At 36.5% G+C, this 17,178-nt stretch carries 16 protein-coding genes; 14 read left to right on the top strand and 2 right to left on the bottom strand.

All coding sequences use genetic code 11. From position 1 onward, the window contains the following. The first annotated feature begins 11 nt into the window (after positions 1 to 11). The 4 genes from tkt to OL234_RS08885 all read left to right on the top strand — a co-directional run bounded on the left by tkt (position 12) and on the right by OL234_RS08885 (position 5,460). Positions 12 to 1,997 (top strand): transketolase, encoded by a 1,986-nt coding sequence (tkt, locus tag OL234_RS08900; RefSeq protein WP_275468875.1) that lies wholly within the window; start codon positions 12 to 14, stop codon positions 1,995 to 1,997. 125 nt (positions 1,998 to 2,122) lie between these two features. Next, positions 2,123 to 3,427: a hypothetical protein gene (locus OL234_RS08895; RefSeq protein ID WP_275468874.1), complete on the top strand. Its 1,305-nt coding sequence runs from the start codon at positions 2,123 to 2,125 to the stop codon at positions 3,425 to 3,427. Between the two features lie 118 nt (positions 3,428 to 3,545). Continuing rightward, positions 3,546 to 4,796, top strand: a complete 1,251-nt coding sequence (locus OL234_RS08890) for a hypothetical protein (protein ID WP_275468873.1) — start codon at positions 3,546 to 3,548, stop codon at positions 4,794 to 4,796. A gap of 58 nt (positions 4,797 to 4,854) precedes the next feature. Further along, positions 4,855 to 5,460 (top strand): uracil-DNA glycosylase family protein, encoded by a 606-nt coding sequence (locus OL234_RS08885; protein WP_275468872.1) that lies wholly within the window; start codon positions 4,855 to 4,857, stop codon positions 5,458 to 5,460. A 38-nt stretch (positions 5,461 to 5,498) separates the two neighbouring features. On the opposite strand, the gene OL234_RS08880 is transcribed toward OL234_RS08885, so the two are convergent. After that, positions 5,499 to 6,440 carry a helix-turn-helix transcriptional regulator gene (locus OL234_RS08880; protein WP_275468871.1) on the bottom strand — a complete coding sequence of 314 codons (942 nt, stop codon included), beginning with the start codon at positions 6,438 to 6,440 and terminating at the stop codon, positions 5,499 to 5,501. A 105-nt stretch (positions 6,441 to 6,545) separates the two neighbouring features. Between OL234_RS08880 and OL234_RS08875 the strand changes: the two genes are divergently transcribed. Beyond that, positions 6,546 to 7,130, top strand: coding sequence for an HD domain-containing protein (locus OL234_RS08875; protein WP_275468870.1), 585 nt, complete (start codon positions 6,546 to 6,548; stop codon positions 7,128 to 7,130). A gap of 126 nt (positions 7,131 to 7,256) precedes the next feature. On the opposite strand, the gene OL234_RS08870 is transcribed toward OL234_RS08875, so the two are convergent. Then, positions 7,257 to 7,985: a GntR family transcriptional regulator, LSA1692 subfamily gene (locus OL234_RS08870; RefSeq protein ID WP_275468869.1), complete on the bottom strand. Its 729-nt coding sequence runs from the start codon at positions 7,983 to 7,985 to the stop codon at positions 7,257 to 7,259. Between the two features lie 257 nt (positions 7,986 to 8,242). Between OL234_RS08870 and OL234_RS08865 the strand changes: the two genes are divergently transcribed. The 9 genes from OL234_RS08865 to OL234_RS08825 all read left to right on the top strand — a co-directional run bounded on the left by OL234_RS08865 (position 8,243) and on the right by OL234_RS08825 (position 17,057). Next, positions 8,243 to 8,824: a histidine phosphatase family protein gene (locus tag OL234_RS08865; protein ID WP_275468868.1), complete on the top strand. Its 582-nt coding sequence runs from the start codon at positions 8,243 to 8,245 to the stop codon at positions 8,822 to 8,824. Positions 8,825 to 8,888: 64 nt separating this feature from the next. Continuing rightward, a complete protein-coding gene (locus OL234_RS08860; RefSeq protein ID WP_275468867.1) occupies positions 8,889 to 9,326 on the top strand; it encodes a MerR family transcriptional regulator in 438 nt (145 codons plus the stop codon). A 214-nt stretch (positions 9,327 to 9,540) separates the two neighbouring features. After that, the gene (locus tag OL234_RS08855) at positions 9,541 to 9,882 is read left to right on the top strand and encodes a hypothetical protein (protein WP_275468866.1); all 342 of its coding nucleotides are present in this window, start codon (positions 9,541 to 9,543) and stop codon (positions 9,880 to 9,882) included. 126 nt (positions 9,883 to 10,008) lie between these two features. Continuing rightward, the gene (locus OL234_RS08850; RefSeq protein ID WP_275468865.1) at positions 10,009 to 10,668 is read left to right on the top strand and encodes a TetR/AcrR family transcriptional regulator; all 660 of its coding nucleotides are present in this window, start codon (positions 10,009 to 10,011) and stop codon (positions 10,666 to 10,668) included. 40 nt (positions 10,669 to 10,708) lie between these two features. Further along, entirely contained in the window at positions 10,709 to 11,623 is a 915-nt protein-coding gene (locus OL234_RS08845; RefSeq protein ID WP_275468864.1) for an alpha/beta fold hydrolase, read from the top strand. A gap of 14 nt (positions 11,624 to 11,637) precedes the next feature. Next, complete coding sequence (locus tag OL234_RS08840; protein ID WP_275468863.1) at positions 11,638 to 12,570, top strand: alpha/beta fold hydrolase; 933 nt, start codon at positions 11,638 to 11,640, stop codon at positions 12,568 to 12,570. A gap of 250 nt (positions 12,571 to 12,820) precedes the next feature. Beyond that, positions 12,821 to 13,663, top strand: a complete 843-nt coding sequence (gene licT, locus OL234_RS08835; protein ID WP_275468862.1) for a BglG family transcription antiterminator LicT — start codon at positions 12,821 to 12,823, stop codon at positions 13,661 to 13,663. 34 nt (positions 13,664 to 13,697) lie between these two features. Then, positions 13,698 to 15,575, top strand: coding sequence for a beta-glucoside-specific PTS transporter subunit IIABC (locus OL234_RS08830; protein WP_275468861.1), 1,878 nt, complete (start codon positions 13,698 to 13,700; stop codon positions 15,573 to 15,575). 33 nt (positions 15,576 to 15,608) lie between these two features. Continuing rightward, complete coding sequence (locus OL234_RS08825) at positions 15,609 to 17,057, top strand: glycoside hydrolase family 1 protein (protein WP_275468860.1); 1,449 nt, start codon at positions 15,609 to 15,611, stop codon at positions 17,055 to 17,057. Positions 17,058 to 17,178: the final 121 nt, after the last annotated feature.

Genomic DNA, 17,178 nt, shown 5'->3' with positions numbered 1-17,178 from the left:
GAATTTTTATCATGACTAAGCCTATTTCCCAATTGACAGTAGATACAATCAGAACACTTTGTATAGATATTATTGAAAAATCAAAATCAGGTCATCCAGGTATGCCTTTAGGATCAGCACCTATGGCTTACACTCTATGGTCTGATTTTTTAAAATTTTCACCTAATCATTCAGAATGGTTAAATCGTGATCGCTTTGTTTTAGCAGCGGGGCATGGTTCATCTATGCTGTATACGCTACTACATTTGTATGGTTATCCAGAAATGACACTGACAGAGTTGAAGAATTTTAGACAACTAGGAAGTAAAACTCCAGGCCATCCAGAATTTGGTCACACCAAAGGTGTCGATGCAACAAGTGGCCCTTTAGGTCAAGGAATTGCTTCAGCAGTAGGAGTTGCAATAGCAGAAGCCCATATGGGAGCCACCTATAATAAACCTAACTTTAAGTTGATCGATCATTATACATATGCGATATGTGGAGATGGCGATTTAATGGAGGGGGTGTCAGGTGAAGCCTCTTCTTTGGCTGGTCATTTGAAATTAGATAAGTTAATTGTGTTGTATGATAGTAATGACATCTCACTTGATGGAGAGTTGAATAAATCATTTTCTGAAAATGTTTCTCAGCGCTATAAATCTTATGGTTGGCAAGTGATTCATGTGGAGAATGGGAATGGTTTATTAGAGATTAATGAAGCATTAAAAAAAGCTAAATCGGATACAGAGCGTCCAACACTTATTGAAGTTAAGACAACAATAGGTTTTGGCTCACCAAATAAACAAGGAACTTCTTCTTCTCATGGTTCGCCACTAGGAGCAGAAGAAAGTATCTTGACTAAAGAAAGTTATGGCTGGCCTATTGAAGAAAGCTTTTTTATTCCAGATGAGGTGAAAAAACATACATTAAAAATTGGTGCTAAAGGCGATCAAGAATATAATAAGTGGTTATCGCTCTTAAATGATTATAAAGAAGAGTACCCGGCTGACTATGAAAGATTAGAAAAGGCCGTGAATTTTGATTATGAACCAAGCCTTTTAAATTTTAGCCCGATAGCTGAAGATACTAACGAAGCAACTAGAGTCTCATCATCTAAGTTATTGAATGACATTGCCAGTCAAGTTCCTTCTTTAGTAGGTGGGTCAGCAGATTTATTCTGTTCTAATTTAACCTATCAAAAAAATGGTGGAGATTTTATGCCAGGAAAATATGGAAATAAAAATATTTGGTTTGGTGTTAGAGAGTTTGCTATGGGTGCTATCGCTAATGGGATGTATTTACATGGTGGTGTTCGTCCGTATATCTCGACTTTCTTAGTATTTTCAGATTATTTAAAACCAGCTATTAGGATGGCGGCACTAATGAAGTTACCTGTTATATACATTTTTTCTCATGATTCGATTGCAGTCGGGGAAGATGGCCCCACGCATGAACCGATTGAGCAACTAGCGGGGTTACGTTCTATGCCAAATGTTAATGTTATTAGACCTGCTGATGCTAAAGAAATGCAAGCAGCCTGGCAAGTAGCATTGGAGAGTAAAGAGACACCAACAGCTTTAATTGTGACGCGTCAAAATTTAGCCGTTTTAAAAAATTCACAAGAATATATTACAACAGGTGTTTCTAAAGGTGCTTATATTGTATCTGATTCAGAAGCAGAAGGGTTGTTGTTAGCATCGGGTTCTGAGGTTAATTTAGCAATTGAAGCACAACAAGAATTGGCAAAACAAGGTATTCAAGTAAAAGTAGTTTCAATGCCTTCTTGGGAGCTATTTGAAAAACAATCTAAAGACTACCAAGAAAGTATCTTGCCTAAACACTTAACGAAACGTGTCAGTATAGAAATGGGCACTAGATTTGGTTGGTCTGAATATGTTGGAACAACCGGAATATCTCTGAGTATTGAGAGATATGGTGAAAGTGCACCAGCTGATGAGTTACTGTCATTATTTGGTTTTACAGTTGATAAAGTGACAGAAGCCTATCACTCTCTTTAATATCTGTTAGTAAAAAAGCCTTACTATTTTATGTAAGGCTTTTTTGCGTCATATTATGACGCTTGTATGTGGTATGATTAGATCAATCAGTTAGACATATGCTAAATTCAAAGGGGATGTAGTGGATGATGCAGGATCAATTAAAGAGTAGTTATCAAGATTATACGATTTATTATGACCAACGTGAGGTCACCTCTTTTCATCATATAACAAGTAGCCAGGAAATACTGGTACAAAAAAAATTAGGTTTACAAGGTGATGTGGTTTGTTTTCAGGGCCCTGTGGAGTTGGTTGACATAGAAAATAAGCCATTTCCTCACCTGACGTTTCCTACACTTGCAGAATTTAAACATTTTTTTAGGGAATATGATGTTGCAAAAGCTAATAAATTAGAAGGAACAGCACGTGCCTTTTTTTTACAGACAACTTATAATAACTGTTTTCCAAGCCAAGTTGAGTATCGTCAAGTATTATTAATCTTGGCTGCCAAGTTAGGCGTTAAGATTAGAAAATATCGACTGGAAGGCCTAGGTGACACATTTGGCTGTGAGGTGAATCGAGAACGACTTGAGTCACTGATTTCTGATAACCAACCTTTAGTTAATCAAACCTTTAATGTAATGGTAGATCGTCAGGGCAATCCTTTTCCAGAGGAAATATCTGAGCAAGAGTATCAGCAAAGTGACGGCAAATATGAAGCTGTTGTAACGGATAAAAATGAATTAGTAGGAGAGGCTTATTTTTCAGATATTACCTCTCACCTTTTTCGATATGCCCCTTTTACTTCAAATTATGGAGAAGCATTGTATCAAATACTTGATAGTGATGACAAGGTGGTTAGTCCTTATGTTGTTGAAGCAGATTTATTAGGGGCGCTGATTCGCTACCAAAATGAGATGCCAACCTTGTCGATAGCTGAGCGTTCAATCAGCTATGTTCCGGTTAGTCAAATGGATCTAGGTGAGATGACTCAGGTCACAGATTTTGATGAGCAGTCTTCCGACTTAGGGACTGAAAAACTGACGGATCTCTATTTACTTTTGGATGATGATTGGGCGAATTGTGAGAAACACTATTATTGTTCCATGGAAGCTTTTTTATATCATAATCAATATAAAGATGGTGAGTATGGTACTTATGAAAAAGAGAGACAAGTTGAGTGGGAGAGATGCTCGTATCTTGTCGAACAGGCTTTGGTTAAGGGGTATCAGATTGAGACACAATGGCAAAGAATTTGTAAGCGTTGGAATATCACCTCGGTTGAAGGTGTCTTACACGATTTAGAAAAATTAAGTGTTGTATTAGCACCAGCGATAGAGCCAAAAGACGAATTAATTTTTTGTGTAAAAAATCAACAAGGTGAAGTATTAGCGCAACAATTGACAGAAGCTGACTGCTATCGCTTACTAGGAGTGTTAACAGTTAGGTGAGTCTGATATATATATATATTTGACTTTAACAACTAAAAAATACCAATATTTTTGTTAGGCGCAATTAGTTTAGTAGAAGTGTGATTAGAATCATAATCAAGTGAAAGTGAGTGATAAGATGACAATGATTCAAATAGCCTTAGGTTCCTTTTTGAAAGAACAGGAGCTTGCAATTAACTATTTAACTTATAGCAGTAGTTTGCCAAGTCCGATAAGATTAGAACTAGGACAGACCCTTTTTTCTAAACCGATTGCCAATTTGGATTATCAACAAGAGCGATTTCAGTTATATGACCAATATGGTCAATTATTTGCCGATGATTTATTAAAAGGGGAGTTCGAGCGGTTATTGCCAACAATTTTGACCAAGGAGTTAGTGCCAATGATGTTTGAAACGCCTTATTTAGATGGCGTATTTTCTCTAGTGGCGAGTCTTTCTGAGTTAGGGTATCAAGTAGTAATCTACCGCCAACAGCGACTGGCTAGTTGGCAGGTCTTAGAGACAAACTTACTTTTACAGGAGTTAGCCAACTTAAACGAGTCAAGCGAAGGTTCTCAAGGGGTAATCAATCAACTTGAGTGCCAAGAAAAAGACAATATCATGACCTTAACCAATCAAGTTGGCGAGGCTATTATGCTAGAAACGAATGATACGCGGTTAAGTCACGAAGACGAGCCGACCTATTATGCAGTATTAGATGAGGCAGGGGAAGTCGTCCTTGGTAAGATCCCACTAGAGCTCTTAGGACTCCTTTTATTTGGCGTATTGAGTGGCATATCCCCCTCTTTTTTACACGCTGAATTTTTATCAGTTGAGGAATTGTCAGACATCGAAGTGGCAGAAAGTCAGTTATTGTTTGAAAACTATCGAGTGTCACTTCCTCATAAAGTTGAATCCATCACTGATTTGGTACATAATGGCGAACATATTTGCGTAACAGACAGTCAGAATATGGTGGAAGAATATTATTTTTGGAAACCACCAGCCTATAGTCGCTTAAGTTGGGGCATCATGCCTAAAGATCTTCCCATGGTGTTAGGTCAATTGGCTGGAAATCAAGGAAAACCAGACTATACGAAGGAGAAAATGGTGTTTTCAGAAAAAGTGTTAGCCTTAGCGGCCGCACAAGATTTGACTATTTTTCGAGTGGATCGTTTGCTGATGTCGATTAGTGATACTGATGATTTAGAATATACCAATGGTGAAATTAGTGATTTTACCATTGAAAAACGGCAACAAGCAACATCTAACAAAATAGAGACTGTATTTGAAGCTAGATGTGTGCATACAGGTGAAGTATTGTTTCCTGATCTAACTTTAGCTAACTTAGTTTCTAAATTAGTGAGTTATTCCTTGTTAGATGAATAGTAAAAAATCACATAATATGGTGTTAAAAAATGAAGAGATAAGGATTGGTGAGAAGATAATGACCAAGAAAGAAAATCTAAAAGAAGTAGAGTTTGCCCCTTATGATAGTTGGGCTTTGTGGCATGTACCAAGTGATATTGATGAGGCTAAGACTGACGATGAGCGTCAGCGTTTGTTTGGAGAAAGCTATCAGCCTAAGTCTTTTCCTAGTGAGCAGTTGTCAGAGGACTTAGAGACTCAGCTCTCTCTTGTCAGGTATGTGTTAGTAGGGTTAAATCCTGGGAATGAAGGTGAGTCTTTGGCGATGGAAGAGGTCAACTTTCTAAATTTTCATGGCTTAAAAAAGAGTTTAGATTATCGTTTGGCATCGGCTCTATACGGCACAGAGATGTGGGGTGCTTTTATGACGGATTTAGTTCATATAGTCGAAAGTGATAGTGCTAAAGTTCAGACGAGTCAAACGGATGCTCAAACCTTAGAAGCGCACTTAGATCAATTAGCTATTCCCGATACGGCTGTGTTAGTAGCATTAGGAGGGAAAACATATCAAGCTTTGGCTGGTAACACGCGTCGTCAAGTAAAGACTATCCCACATTATTCAGGTGCTAATGGACACTGGAAAGCTACGACAACACGCCAGAAAGTATTAGCGATTACCCAATAAAGCTAAAAAACTGAAGAACGTTCTTCAGTTTTTTTAGGTTAATAGTGGGATGCCATCATTGCGATTTCTTGTCTGATTTTTTGAATTAAACTAGGAGGAGAGGTCACTTGAATTCGTGAACCTTGGCTCAAAAACCACATGATAACCCCTGGTTCAAAGGCTTGAATGGTCACTTCTAAGTACTTTTGGTTCTTATGTTGAGAGAGTTTGGCTTGAGGAAACTTATCTCTAACAATTTCTTCTGCACCCCAAAAGCGGAAGGTAATAATTGAGTCACGACCTGAGTACATTAAGACAGATTTTTTTCGCATTTCCCCATCTTCGAGTTGTTTATCTAGAGGTAAGGTGATTTTTTCTAGTAACTCTGAGACTTTCCCAAAACGGTCTAACCGATAATTGATGATTTTTTGATGATGTGGGACATAAGTTCGAATATAAAAATAGTGTTCAGAAAACATAATAGAAAGTGGTAAGCCTTTAATTTGAATGGGGGGCTGATTTTTTTTGAAATAATAGTCGGCTATAATAGGTTGTCGGCGATCGGTCCAGTCAAGCCATTTTTGTAGTGACTCCAATAGAAATTTATGATGAGTTACTTGTTGGTAATGAAATAGTTCACTCTTTAGGGCTTTTTTGAGTTGAGTGTTTGCTTGTTCGTCGACATGATTAAGTAATAAGTCGATTAAAAAGGTTAGTTCTGTTTTATGGAAACCGCGTGTTGCTAGTAATATTTTACTGATAGCAAAAGCCTCAGCTTGAGAAAATTGCGCGCTATGGCTTAAGTAGTACTGTTTACGTTGGGTATTTTTTAGTAACGTAGCATTGAAGGCACTGTTCGCAAGCGTTTCTCGAATGATTGAGAGGTCACGCTGGGCTGAACGTGGGCTTATTTGGTACTCTTCAGTGACTTGTTTGATACTTAGTGACTGTTCTGTTAAAAGTTTAATAAATAACTCAAGTAGTCGTTCTTGGCTGTTCATTTTTAGGCTCATCTCCTAGTAATAAATTAAATAGTTAGACAATTTTAATCGTAGTATAGCATAACGTGATTAGTAATATCATCATTAAGAAAAAGGAGTGATAATATGACAACAGCTTTAATCAAAAAAGCACGTCAATTTGCGTTTCAACAGCATAAGGGACAGATTCGTAAGGGGAAATTAGAACCGTTTAGCAAGCATTTGGAGGCAGTCGCTGAGATTGTTAGTCAATTGACAGATGATGAGGAATTAATAGCAGGGGCGTATCTCCATGATGTTGTTGAAGATACACCGGTAACACTTGAAGAAATAGACGTTTTATTTGGTAAGCAAGTTGCAAAGTTAGTAGCACTTGAAAGTGAGGCAAAAGAGTCAGACGTATTACCTTCTAAAACATGGCATAAACGTAAAGAAAACCAGTTGCAAACCTTACGCGGACTTAAAGGTAGTGAGCAAGAGGTTTATTATATTGCCTTAGGAGATAAATTAGCCAATAGTCGGGAAATGTTGCGAGATTATGAAGAGGTAGGAGACAAATTGTGGGAACGATTTAATAATCCAAATCCCCAAGATCACTATTGGTACTATCAGTCTTTTGCAGATATTATTGGCGCACATCCGCTCTTAGCTAAGAGTGCTCCTTACAAAGAATTATTAGCAACCCTTACACAACTTTTTCCCTCAAAATAAGAAAAACTTGTGTAAGGGTTTGGTAATAACCAGAGGCTCAAGCAATTAATTGGTTTTATGTTTAGTAGGGGCTAACAGTTGTTCCTCAGAAAAAAGCTAACTATATGAAATAGTTAGCTTCTTTGATTAAACTTGTTGCCGGTGAAGTGTATTTTTAAAGACATACTTATCTGAACGATAATAAGAATTATCTAGTAAGATAGGGTCACCTTTAACAGAGTAGGTCGTTGTATTGACGAGTAGGACAGGTGACTGAGGTGCAACATCTAACAGTTTACTTATGTCTTCCGACATTAATTCGGCACTAATTTCTTGTTGTGAGTAGCCAATTAAACTGTGCTTTTCTATTGTTTCAAAGATAGAATCGACTTCAAAGTTGATTGAACTAATATCGCCAAGAAACTTTTTAGGAATATGTAAATTTTCAATTACTAAGGGTTCATTATTGGCGTAACGAACACGTTTAATATAGATAACTGTTTCTTTTTCAATTAAGGCAAGTTGTGTCTTGATTTCTTCAGGAGGCAGATAAATTTCAGTCATTTCGATTAGTTTGGTACTAGGAGTCATTCCTAATTGGCGAATGATTTCTGAAAAGCCAGCTAAGCCAGCATCACCACTTTTTATTTTTCCATGTCCGACAACGTAGGTTCCCTGATTTTTTTGCTTAATCAAAATATTATGTGCAATTAAATAGTCAATACTTTTTCTAATGGTCAGACGGCTAACATTGAAGGTTTCAGCTAACTCGTATTCCGTAGGTAGACGGTCACCAGCCATTAGTGCATCAGATTTTATCTCAGCAAGTAATTCTTCCGCAATTTGTTTGTAGATAGGTATTTTTTTTGTTGTCATGGTGCGCTCCTTTTGTTTAAATTTTCGGCAAGCAACGTTGCCATTACTACTTAACAGTATATACTCTCTACTTTGATAAAACAATTCATGTTGAGAGACTATTAGGTTCGCTTGGTCTTTTGCTTTAAGGTCAATCAACAAACAACGAACTAATAAATAGTATATACACTAAAGAAGTAATTTGAAATAAAGGCTTGCCTTGAAGTTAACTCTAAGGTGTACACTAAACCTATTCCCACTAGAAGGAGGTTTTATAAATGATAAAAAAGCTCTATTTAATGAGACACGGTCAAACTGTTTTTAATGAATTAAAAAAGATTCAAGGCTGGTGTGATGCACCTTTAACTAAATTAGGTCAAGAGCAAGCAAAAAAGGCTGGTGAGTACTTTATCAAAGAGAATATTCACTTTGATGAGGCCTACAGTTCGACCTCAGAAAGAGCTTCTGATACATTAGAGTTAATTACTGATCTCCCTTATAAGCGTTTAAAAGGATTAAAAGAATGGCATTTTGGCCGTTTTGAAGGGGAAAGTGAAGACTTAAATCCAGTCTTACCTTATGGTGATTTTTTTGCGGCGTATGGTGGTGAGTCTGAGTTGGCATTTAGAGAAAGAATCACCTCATCTGTGTTGAAGATGATGAGGGAGTCTCAAGGTGCTACTATTTTAGCGGTCTCTCATGGAGGCGCGTGCGCCCAATTTGCTAGACATTGGGAGGAGACAAGTGAAATTGGCATTGCTAAAAAGTTGAAAAATTGTTGTATTTTAATGTTTGAGTTTGATACTGAGACCGAAATATTCACGTTACGTCTCCAACATAACCATCGCTTTGAAATCTAACGGTTAGGGTGAACTTAGCTCAAATGACTTGTTTTTTACTAAATTAACTAAGGAAGTGACCAATTTGAATATAAAAGAAGCGGCATTATTGTTTGATTTGACAGTGGATACGTTACGATATTATGAAAAAATTGGCGTTGTACCACCAGTGAAGCGGAGCCAATCAGGGTATCGTATGTATCGTACCAAGGATTTAAATTGGCTTTATTTAGTTAAAAATTTGCGGAAGGCCGGTCTCTCGATTAATTCCTTAGTTGAATTTTGTCGTTTGTCTCAATTAGGTAGCACTGAAGAAGTCGAGCTGATGCAAAAACAAATTTTAGCGGATCAACTCACTGATTTGGAAACCAAATTAGCTGATATGGAGCGAGCTAAAGCACTGTTAACATACAAATTAGCCACCTATGATCAGCATATTGCCAAATTCAAAACAGGTGAGCTGACAGATGATACGATCGAACCGCTTTGGGAACAAGTTGACCAAGATACCCGTGAGGCGTAAGTACACTTGCTTTTCGAAGAGCAATGATGCTATACTGTTTCTAAATAAATAAGTCATAGAATATAAAGAGTTGGCGAGTGACTACACACTTTGACCCGACAGCAACGTGCCTTGAGGTAACGTGCTCCAATGTAGCCTGATATTCTCCTGGTTAAAAGTTGCTGGAGATATTCTAGTGACTTTTTTTATTTCACTAAAACTAGGAGGCATCACAATGACAAAATTAAGCGAAATCCCAACAAATGAGTTAGAAAAATATTTATTTCCCACTTCTGTCCCAGAAGCTCTGATGAAAAAATCAGTTTCTGAGGAATTACAAAAACGGTTGGAACGAGGTGACACTGTGGCAGGTAAGTTACTAAAAGCAAGAAAATCTAAAGTTGTCTGCCAACAGTATCATGAAAAAATGAAAGTTAGGGAAATGGACCACGAAGTTGCCAAGAGGGAGGCGCAACAAAGACTTAGGGATGAGTTGAAAATAGCACAGCTCAATGAGTTAGAAGTTAGAAAAAAAGTTCTGTCACTACAAGAACAACTAATAGAATTAACCTACTAAGGGAGTGAAGAAAAGTCTAAGACGTGAGTCTTAGACTTTTTTGTTTGTAAGGGTTATTGACAGAGGTCAATAACTAAGGTAAGATAAAAAACATACCGAATGAATGTTTTTTGGGAGGGAAATAAAATGGTGAAAAAATATACAGCGACTGAAGCGCATCATATGATTTTAGATGTTTCATCCCGCTTATTTACTGAAAAAGGCTATGAGAAAACATCAATTCAAGATATTGTACGTGGTTTAGATGGTTTAACACGAGGGGCAGTTTATCATCATTTTGACTCTAAAGAAGCGATAATTGAGTCAGTTGCTCGTCGGTGTTTACCAGAAGAATGTTATTTAACAGCGATTGATGAACGTACGGATTTGACAGGACTCGAAAAAATCCAAGAATTATTGATTGAGAGCATGTTTAATCAAGAAGTAGGACAAGCAATGGACCTAGCCTATCCTTTGATGAATGATCCCAAATTTTATGCAATTTATATCACACAATTAACAGATGTCTTAGGACCAAAAGTTGAGGCATATATTATTGAAGGAAATAAAAGTGGACATTTATCTGTTGCGCTACCTAAACAACTCTCAGAGATTATTATCTTATTACTGAGTACATGGTTTATCCCAGCGTTATATCCTAACACTGCTGAGACTTTCTTTGATAAATTAAAAGCGTGTCAATTTGTTCTTGCCCAAAGTGGTGTTGACGTGTTAAGTCATGAAGTAATGGAGCGTATTACAAAAAAAATAACAGAGAAGGTGATAGAATTTGAGGAAAATACTTAAAAAAAATAAGGAATCTCACCCAAAAAAATGGTGGGAACAAGTGCTTAGAGGGATTCTAACAACACTTATTAGCGTAAGTTTAATTATTGGTATTGGGTTATTTACGACAACTGTCGTTCATCAAGTTAGTTTGAAACGAGAGGCACCTAAAGTTTTAGATTATGGGAGAAAATTAGCTTTATTCGATGGCGAAATTAATGTGATTGATGAAGGCCAAGGAAGAGAGACGATTTTATTATTACCAGGACAAGGGACAGCTAGTCCTTATCTGGATTTTAAACCACTGATTAATCAGTTAAAAAAAGACTATCGTGTGGTGACGATGGAGCCATTTGGTTATGGATTGAGTAGCCAGACTAAGCGTCAGAGAAGTGTTAGTAATTATGTGGAAGAAATTCAAGCAGTCGTGCGTCAATTGAATTTGAAACATTATAAGTTGATGGGACATTCAATTGCTGGTTTATATGCTATTAATTATGCCCAAATATATCCGAAAGAAATGACGGGATTTATTGGGATTGATTCTAGTACACCAGAACAGCCGTGGCCAGGAATTGATATGGGCGTATTTGATTTTTTAAAAGAAGCAGGAGTCTTTCGTGCCTTTATTAAAATGAATCCTGAAACAGCTATTGGGGTAGAAAAGTCGGATCCTAATTTTGAACAAACACGTCTACTAACAATGAAAAACATGAGTAGTCGTAATATGGCTGAAGAATTGCAAGAATTAAGTCACAGTTTTCCTGATTCTAGAGGTCTTCGTTATCCTAAAGACATGCCTGTCTTATTATTTGTAGCAGATAATGACAATAGTATGCCACATTGGTTAGAGATGCACCAAGATCAATTAAAAGGCTTAAAAAAAGGGAAATTAGTACAATTAAAAGGAGCTCACTATTTGCATCATACGCAAACTCCTACTATTTCAAAAGAAATCAAGAAATTTTTAGATTAAGAAAAAGGTCGATTATGAAAAAAATAATTAAATTTGTAGGAATTATTGGGTTGATAGTAGTTATATGCGTATTGTTGTTTTTTGTAGGGACTTTTTTGAATAATAAGATCCAATTAAATCGTGAATCCAAAAAAATTGTTTCTTATGGTCAAAAAGTGACGGTTGACAATAAAAGTATGAGAGTCGAAATTAGTGGAAAAGGGCAACAAACCGTTGTACTGTTACCAGGCTATCTAACAGGAACCCCTGTTTTAGACTTTAAGCCATTAACGGAAGAATTGGCGAAAGATTATCGTGTGGTTGTACTAGAACCTTTTGGCTATGGTCTAAGTGAAGATACTAATAAGGCGCGAACTGTGGAAAATCTAACAAGTGAGATTCACCAAGGGTTAGAGCAGTTAGGAATTACACACTATACACTAATGGCTCATTCTATCTCAGGTGTATATGCGTTAGATTACATCAAAAAGTATCCTAAAGAAGTTGAAAGTTTTGTTGGTATAGATAGTAGCTTACCTAGTCAAGGAGGGGCAGATGATAATCAAGAAGGAATGATTAAATTTCTTAGCCGATCAGGTATTTACCGTTTATTTACTAAAGCCGCTCCAGAAATGTTAAACGCGCCTCAATTGGATCAGCCATCATTAGACCAATTTAAGTATCTCTCTTTGAAAAATATTGGTTCTGAGGCAACGATAAATGAAGGACGTGAGATGGCTCGTAATTTCGAAAAAACGTCTAACTTAATATATCCTCCAGATTTGCCAATTCTTTATTTTTTAGCATCAGAAAGTATTGAACCAGATGAGGATTGGCTACCGATACATCAAAAAATGATTGCAAATAGTCAATATTCTGAGATTAAAATTTATGAAGGCAGCCATTATCTCCATCATACTAAGGCCGAAGAAATGGCAGCTGATTTTACTGAATTTATTGCTAACTAGTTTAAAAACGTCCTTATTTAAGGTCGTTTTTTCTTTTTTTATCAAGTATGTTAGAGAACATTACTAGGGAAAGTTAAAAAAAATAAAGGATAGATTGACAGCGTATTCATTTTTTGTTACGATTTAAAGGACAAAAGGATTGTTACCGTTTAGAGCGGGCAAAACCTTAACACGGGGAGTATCTCATTTGAGATAGTCGTCTGTTTAGGTTTTGTCTGCTTTTTTTGCGTACTTTTAAGGAGGAAAAACGATGAAAGTATTAAAAATTTTGAATAACAATGCCTTTATTTCTTATGATAGTCATGGAAAAGAAGTCATTGTCATGGGAAATGGCATTGCTTTTGGTCAAAAAGTTGGAAAGGAGGTGACTCCCACTGGTAGGTATAAGATTTTTTCAAATACAGATTCAGAAACAAACGAGCGATTGAAAGCCATTGTGGCAGAAATTCCTGAGGAATATATGAAAATCACCGAACGAATTATTTTTATTTTAGAGAAGCAATATGATAAAAAAATCAATGATGTGGTTTATATTTCATTAACAGAACATATCCATGGAGCAGTTGAGCGTCACAAAAAAGGGATTGAAGTGACTAATCCAATGTTGATGGATATCAAGCGCTTGTTTAAAGATGAGTATGAAATTGGTCTATCAGCCATTGAAGATATTGAAAATGAGTTTGGTATTCCCTTTGGTGAAGATGAAGCGGCATATATCGCCCAACATTTGATTTATGGCCAACTTGATTACATGACAAGTATTACTGATGTGACGAAATTGATGCAAGAAATTATTGATATTATAAAATATACTTTTCGAACTAATTTTAATGAAGAATCGATTTACTATAATCGATTTGTCACACATTTAAAGTTTTTTGCTCAACGGGTTGTTAGTGATCAAACCTATAGTGATGAGAACCAAGATTTATTTGACATCTTTAAAGCTAAATATTTAGAAAGCTATGGGTGTGTATGTAAGATTGTTGCACATATTAAAAATCATTATGATTATGATTTAAATTCAGATGAACAATTATATTTGATGATTCATATTGAAAAAATTTCGACTAAGGCAAGACTTGAGCACTAAATTAATCTGATGAAGCAGAGAAAGTAGGAAAAAAATGGACTATGAAGTATTAGCAAAACAAATTTTGGAAAAAGTTGGAGGTGAAAAAAATGTTATCGGGTTAGTTCACTGTATGACTCGTTTACGTTTTACCCTAAAAGATGACTCCCTTGCTGACAAGGTAGAAGTTGAAGCCATTCGTGGTGTCATGGGCGTAATGGAAAAAGGGGAGCAGTTCCAAATTATTATTGGTAATAACGTAGGGGCGGTTTATAAGGAATTGTGTAAGTTGGGAAATTTTGACGGGACGCCGGATCCTGATTTCAAAAAAGACAAGAAAAAACAAAATATTTTTGCGACAGTCTTAGATGTTATCTCTGGTTGTATGGCACCGGTTATTCCTGCGATTATCGGATCAGCTATGATCAAAGTATTATTAACCGTCTTACCAATGATGGGGCTATTAAATAATAAGAGTCAAACCTTTGAATTATTAAATGTGATTAGCGATGGTGCTTTTTTCTTTATGCCAGTCTTAATCGCCATTTCAGCAGCAAAAAAATTCAAAACGAATCCTTATTACGCAGCTAGTTTAGGATTGATTTTACTACATCCTAACTTTATTGAAATGATTAATAAAGCGCATGAAGCAAATGAAACGTTGAAATTTTTTGGTCTTATTCCAGTATCCTATGCGGTCTATGCCTATTCAGTTATTCCAATTATTTTAGCTGTTTGGGTACTATCTTATGTGGAACCTTTTGTGGATCGGATTACTCCAGCTATTACTAAAAATTTCTTGTCACCAATGTTAGTCTTATTGATTACAGCTCCAATTGTAATGGTTATCGTAGGACCATTAGGTTCAATCTTAAGTGATGGCCTATCGACTATTATTTATACCATTCATGACTACCTAGGATTTGTAGCGATTGGATTAGTTGCAGGTATCTACCCATTTATTGTGATGGCGGGGATGCATCATGCCTTCACTCCGATAAAATTAAGTATGATTGCTACAACTGGTTATGAAGCTTTTATCTGTATTGCCGAATTTTGTTCTAATATGGCACAAGGAGCATCGGCTTTGGCGGTTTCATTTAAAACAAAAAATACTGATTTAAAACAGACTGCAGGATCATCAGCCTTTTCAGCTTTAGTAGCAGGTATTACCGAGCCCGCTTTATATGGGATTACGGTCCGGTTAAAAAAACCAATGCTAGGTGCTTGTATTGGCGCAACTGCTGGTGGTTTAGTGGGCGGTTTCTTCCAATTAAAGTCATTTGGTGTCGCAACACCAGCTTTAGTAACTATTCCTCAATACATTGAAGAAGGTCGTCCATCATCATTAATGTATATTTTAATAACAGCAGCTGTTACAATTAGTGTATCATTTATTGCCTCTTATATGATTGGCTTTGAAGACATTCCTAATCCAGAAGCCGAAGTGGTGGAACCAATTGTAACAAAACCATTAAATACAGGACTTAAAATGGGCAGTCCTTTAGCCGGTGAGTTAGTAAGTTTAGCAACAGTTCCAGACAAAACATTTGCCGATGGGTTACTAGGGAAAGGTTTTGCCATCAAACCAAGTTTAGGGGAAGTTATAGCACCATGTGACGGGATAATTGATGTTTTTTTTGAAACAGGTCATGCAATTGGATTTACCTCAGAAACAGGTGTCGAATTATTGATTCATGTAGGGATTGATACGGTTAATCTAGGTGGTGAGTATTTTACAGCCCATGCTAAGGCTGGTGATCGTGTTGTGAAAGGGACGAAACTATTAAGCTTTGATATTGAAAAAATTAGTCAAGCTGGGTATGACCTTATTACGCCGATTATTGTGACAAATAGTCAGGAATATCTGGACGTTGTCAGTCATCCTAAAAAAATAGTGACAGAATTAGAAGAAGTACTAACTATTGTTTAATATAATAAGATAAGAGATGGAGGATAAAAGATAATGACAAACTTAAAAATGCCAAGTGATTTTTTATGGGGAAGTGCTTCGGCAGCTTATCAAATAGAAGGTGCTTATCAGGAAGATGGTAAAGGGTTATCTAATTGGGATGACTTTGTTAAAATTCCAGGTAAGACATTTAAAGAAACAACAGGTGAAATTGCAGTGGACCACTATCATCGCTACAAAGAAGATGTGGCATTGATGGCGGAGATGGGCTTAAAAACTTATCGCTTTTCAATTGCTTGGTCACGTATTTTTCCAGAAGGTAAAGGTGAAGTCAATGAGGCCGGTGTCGTCTTTTATGAAAACCTGATTGATGAATGTTTGAAACATAATATTGAACCAATGGTAACTTTGTATCATTGGGATCTACCTCAAGCCTTAGTGACTGAATATGGGGGATGGGAAAGTCCAAAAGTGGTGGATGATTTTGTTAATTATGCTACGTATTTATTCGAAAGATTTCAAGGTAAAGTTAAATATTGGATCACGATGAATGAACAAAATATTTTTACAACACTGGGTTGGATGACCGCCATGCACCCACCAGGTAAATTTAATGATGAAAAAATGTATTATCAAGTCAACCATCATGTCTTTTTAGCTCATGCTAAAACCGTCTTAGTGTTTAAAGAGTTGATGCCTACAGGTAAGATTGGCGCAAGCTTTGCTTATAGTCCTAGTTATTCGCTAGACTGTGAGCCACAGAATGCTATGTCGAAAGTTGATTTTGACAATTTAAGAAATTTCTGGTGGATGGATGTGTATGCTTATGGCCGTTATCCAAAAAATGCCTTTACCTACTTAGAGAAGAAGGGCTTAGCCCCAATTGTGACGGCTGAAGATCGTCAGGTATTTAAAGAAGCAGCCAACCAGATTGATTTTATGGGTGTCAATTATTATCAGACAAGTGTCTGTGAGTACAATCCATTGGACGGTGTGACGCCATTTGCAGAGATGAATACAACTGGTAAAAAAGGGACAAATCAAGTTACAGGAATACCAGGTCTATTTAAAAATCCAGCTAATCCACATTTAGCAACAACTGATTGGGATTGGACAATTGATCCATCTGGCTTACGTTATGCTTGTAAAGAAATTACTAGCCGCTATGACTTACCTATTGTGATTTCTGAAAATGGTCTAGGCGCCTTTGATACGAAGACTGAAGGTGACGAAATTCATGATGATTATCGTATCGCTTATTTTGATGCTCATATTCATGAGCTGATGAAAGCTGTGGATGAAGGATGTGAGGTTTGGGCGTATTGCACATGGTCATTTACTGATTTATTAAGCTGGTTAAATGGCTATCAAAAACGTTATGGTTTTGTGTATGTTGATCGCGATGAAGAAGGTGGTACGATGAACCGCTATAAAAAAGATAGCTTCATGTGGTACCAAGAAGTGATTAAAACGCAAGGTGGCAGTATCACCGGCGATAAATAAAGCGAATAAAAAGTATTCTGATAATTATTATCAGAATACTTTTTATTTTTTATTAAGCGTAATCAGTTGTGTAAATAAGCACAACATAATAAAGTAGTGTTATATCAGTTAGTTTTTTTAG

It is taken from the genome of Vagococcus intermedius, from assembly GCF_029144185.1.
Classification (GTDB): domain Bacteria; phylum Bacillota; class Bacilli; order Lactobacillales; family Vagococcaceae; genus Vagococcus_D; species Vagococcus_D intermedius.
This window is presented reverse-complemented; position numbering and strand designations above follow the sequence as displayed.

Coding starts and splice junctions, on each gene's coding strand:
- OL234_RS08830 (WP_275468861.1), top strand. CDS start 13,698: ATGGACTATGAAGTATTAGCAAAACAAATTTTGGAAAAAGTTGGAGGT.
- OL234_RS08875 (WP_275468870.1), top strand. CDS start 6,546: ATGACAACAGCTTTAATCAAAAAAGCACGTCAATTTGCGTTTCAACAG.
- OL234_RS08870 (WP_275468869.1), bottom strand. CDS start 7,985: ATGACAACAAAAAAAATACCTATCTACAAACAAATTGCGGAAGAATTA.
- OL234_RS08890 (WP_275468873.1), top strand. CDS start 3,546: ATGACAATGATTCAAATAGCCTTAGGTTCCTTTTTGAAAGAACAGGAG.
- OL234_RS08885 (WP_275468872.1), top strand. CDS start 4,855: ATGACCAAGAAAGAAAATCTAAAAGAAGTAGAGTTTGCCCCTTATGAT.
- OL234_RS08840 (WP_275468863.1), top strand. CDS start 11,638: ATGAAAAAAATAATTAAATTTGTAGGAATTATTGGGTTGATAGTAGTT.
- licT (WP_275468862.1), top strand. CDS start 12,821: ATGAAAGTATTAAAAATTTTGAATAACAATGCCTTTATTTCTTATGAT.
- OL234_RS08880 (WP_275468871.1), bottom strand. CDS start 6,440: ATGAACAGCCAAGAACGACTACTTGAGTTATTTATTAAACTTTTAACA.
- OL234_RS08850 (WP_275468865.1), top strand. CDS start 10,009: ATGGTGAAAAAATATACAGCGACTGAAGCGCATCATATGATTTTAGAT.
- tkt (WP_275468875.1), top strand. CDS start 12: ATGACTAAGCCTATTTCCCAATTGACAGTAGATACAATCAGAACACTT.
- OL234_RS08825 (WP_275468860.1), top strand. CDS start 15,609: ATGACAAACTTAAAAATGCCAAGTGATTTTTTATGGGGAAGTGCTTCG.
- OL234_RS08895 (WP_275468874.1), top strand. CDS start 2,123: ATGATGCAGGATCAATTAAAGAGTAGTTATCAAGATTATACGATTTAT.
- OL234_RS08855 (WP_275468866.1), top strand. CDS start 9,541: ATGACAAAATTAAGCGAAATCCCAACAAATGAGTTAGAAAAATATTTA.
- OL234_RS08865 (WP_275468868.1), top strand. CDS start 8,243: ATGATAAAAAAGCTCTATTTAATGAGACACGGTCAAACTGTTTTTAAT.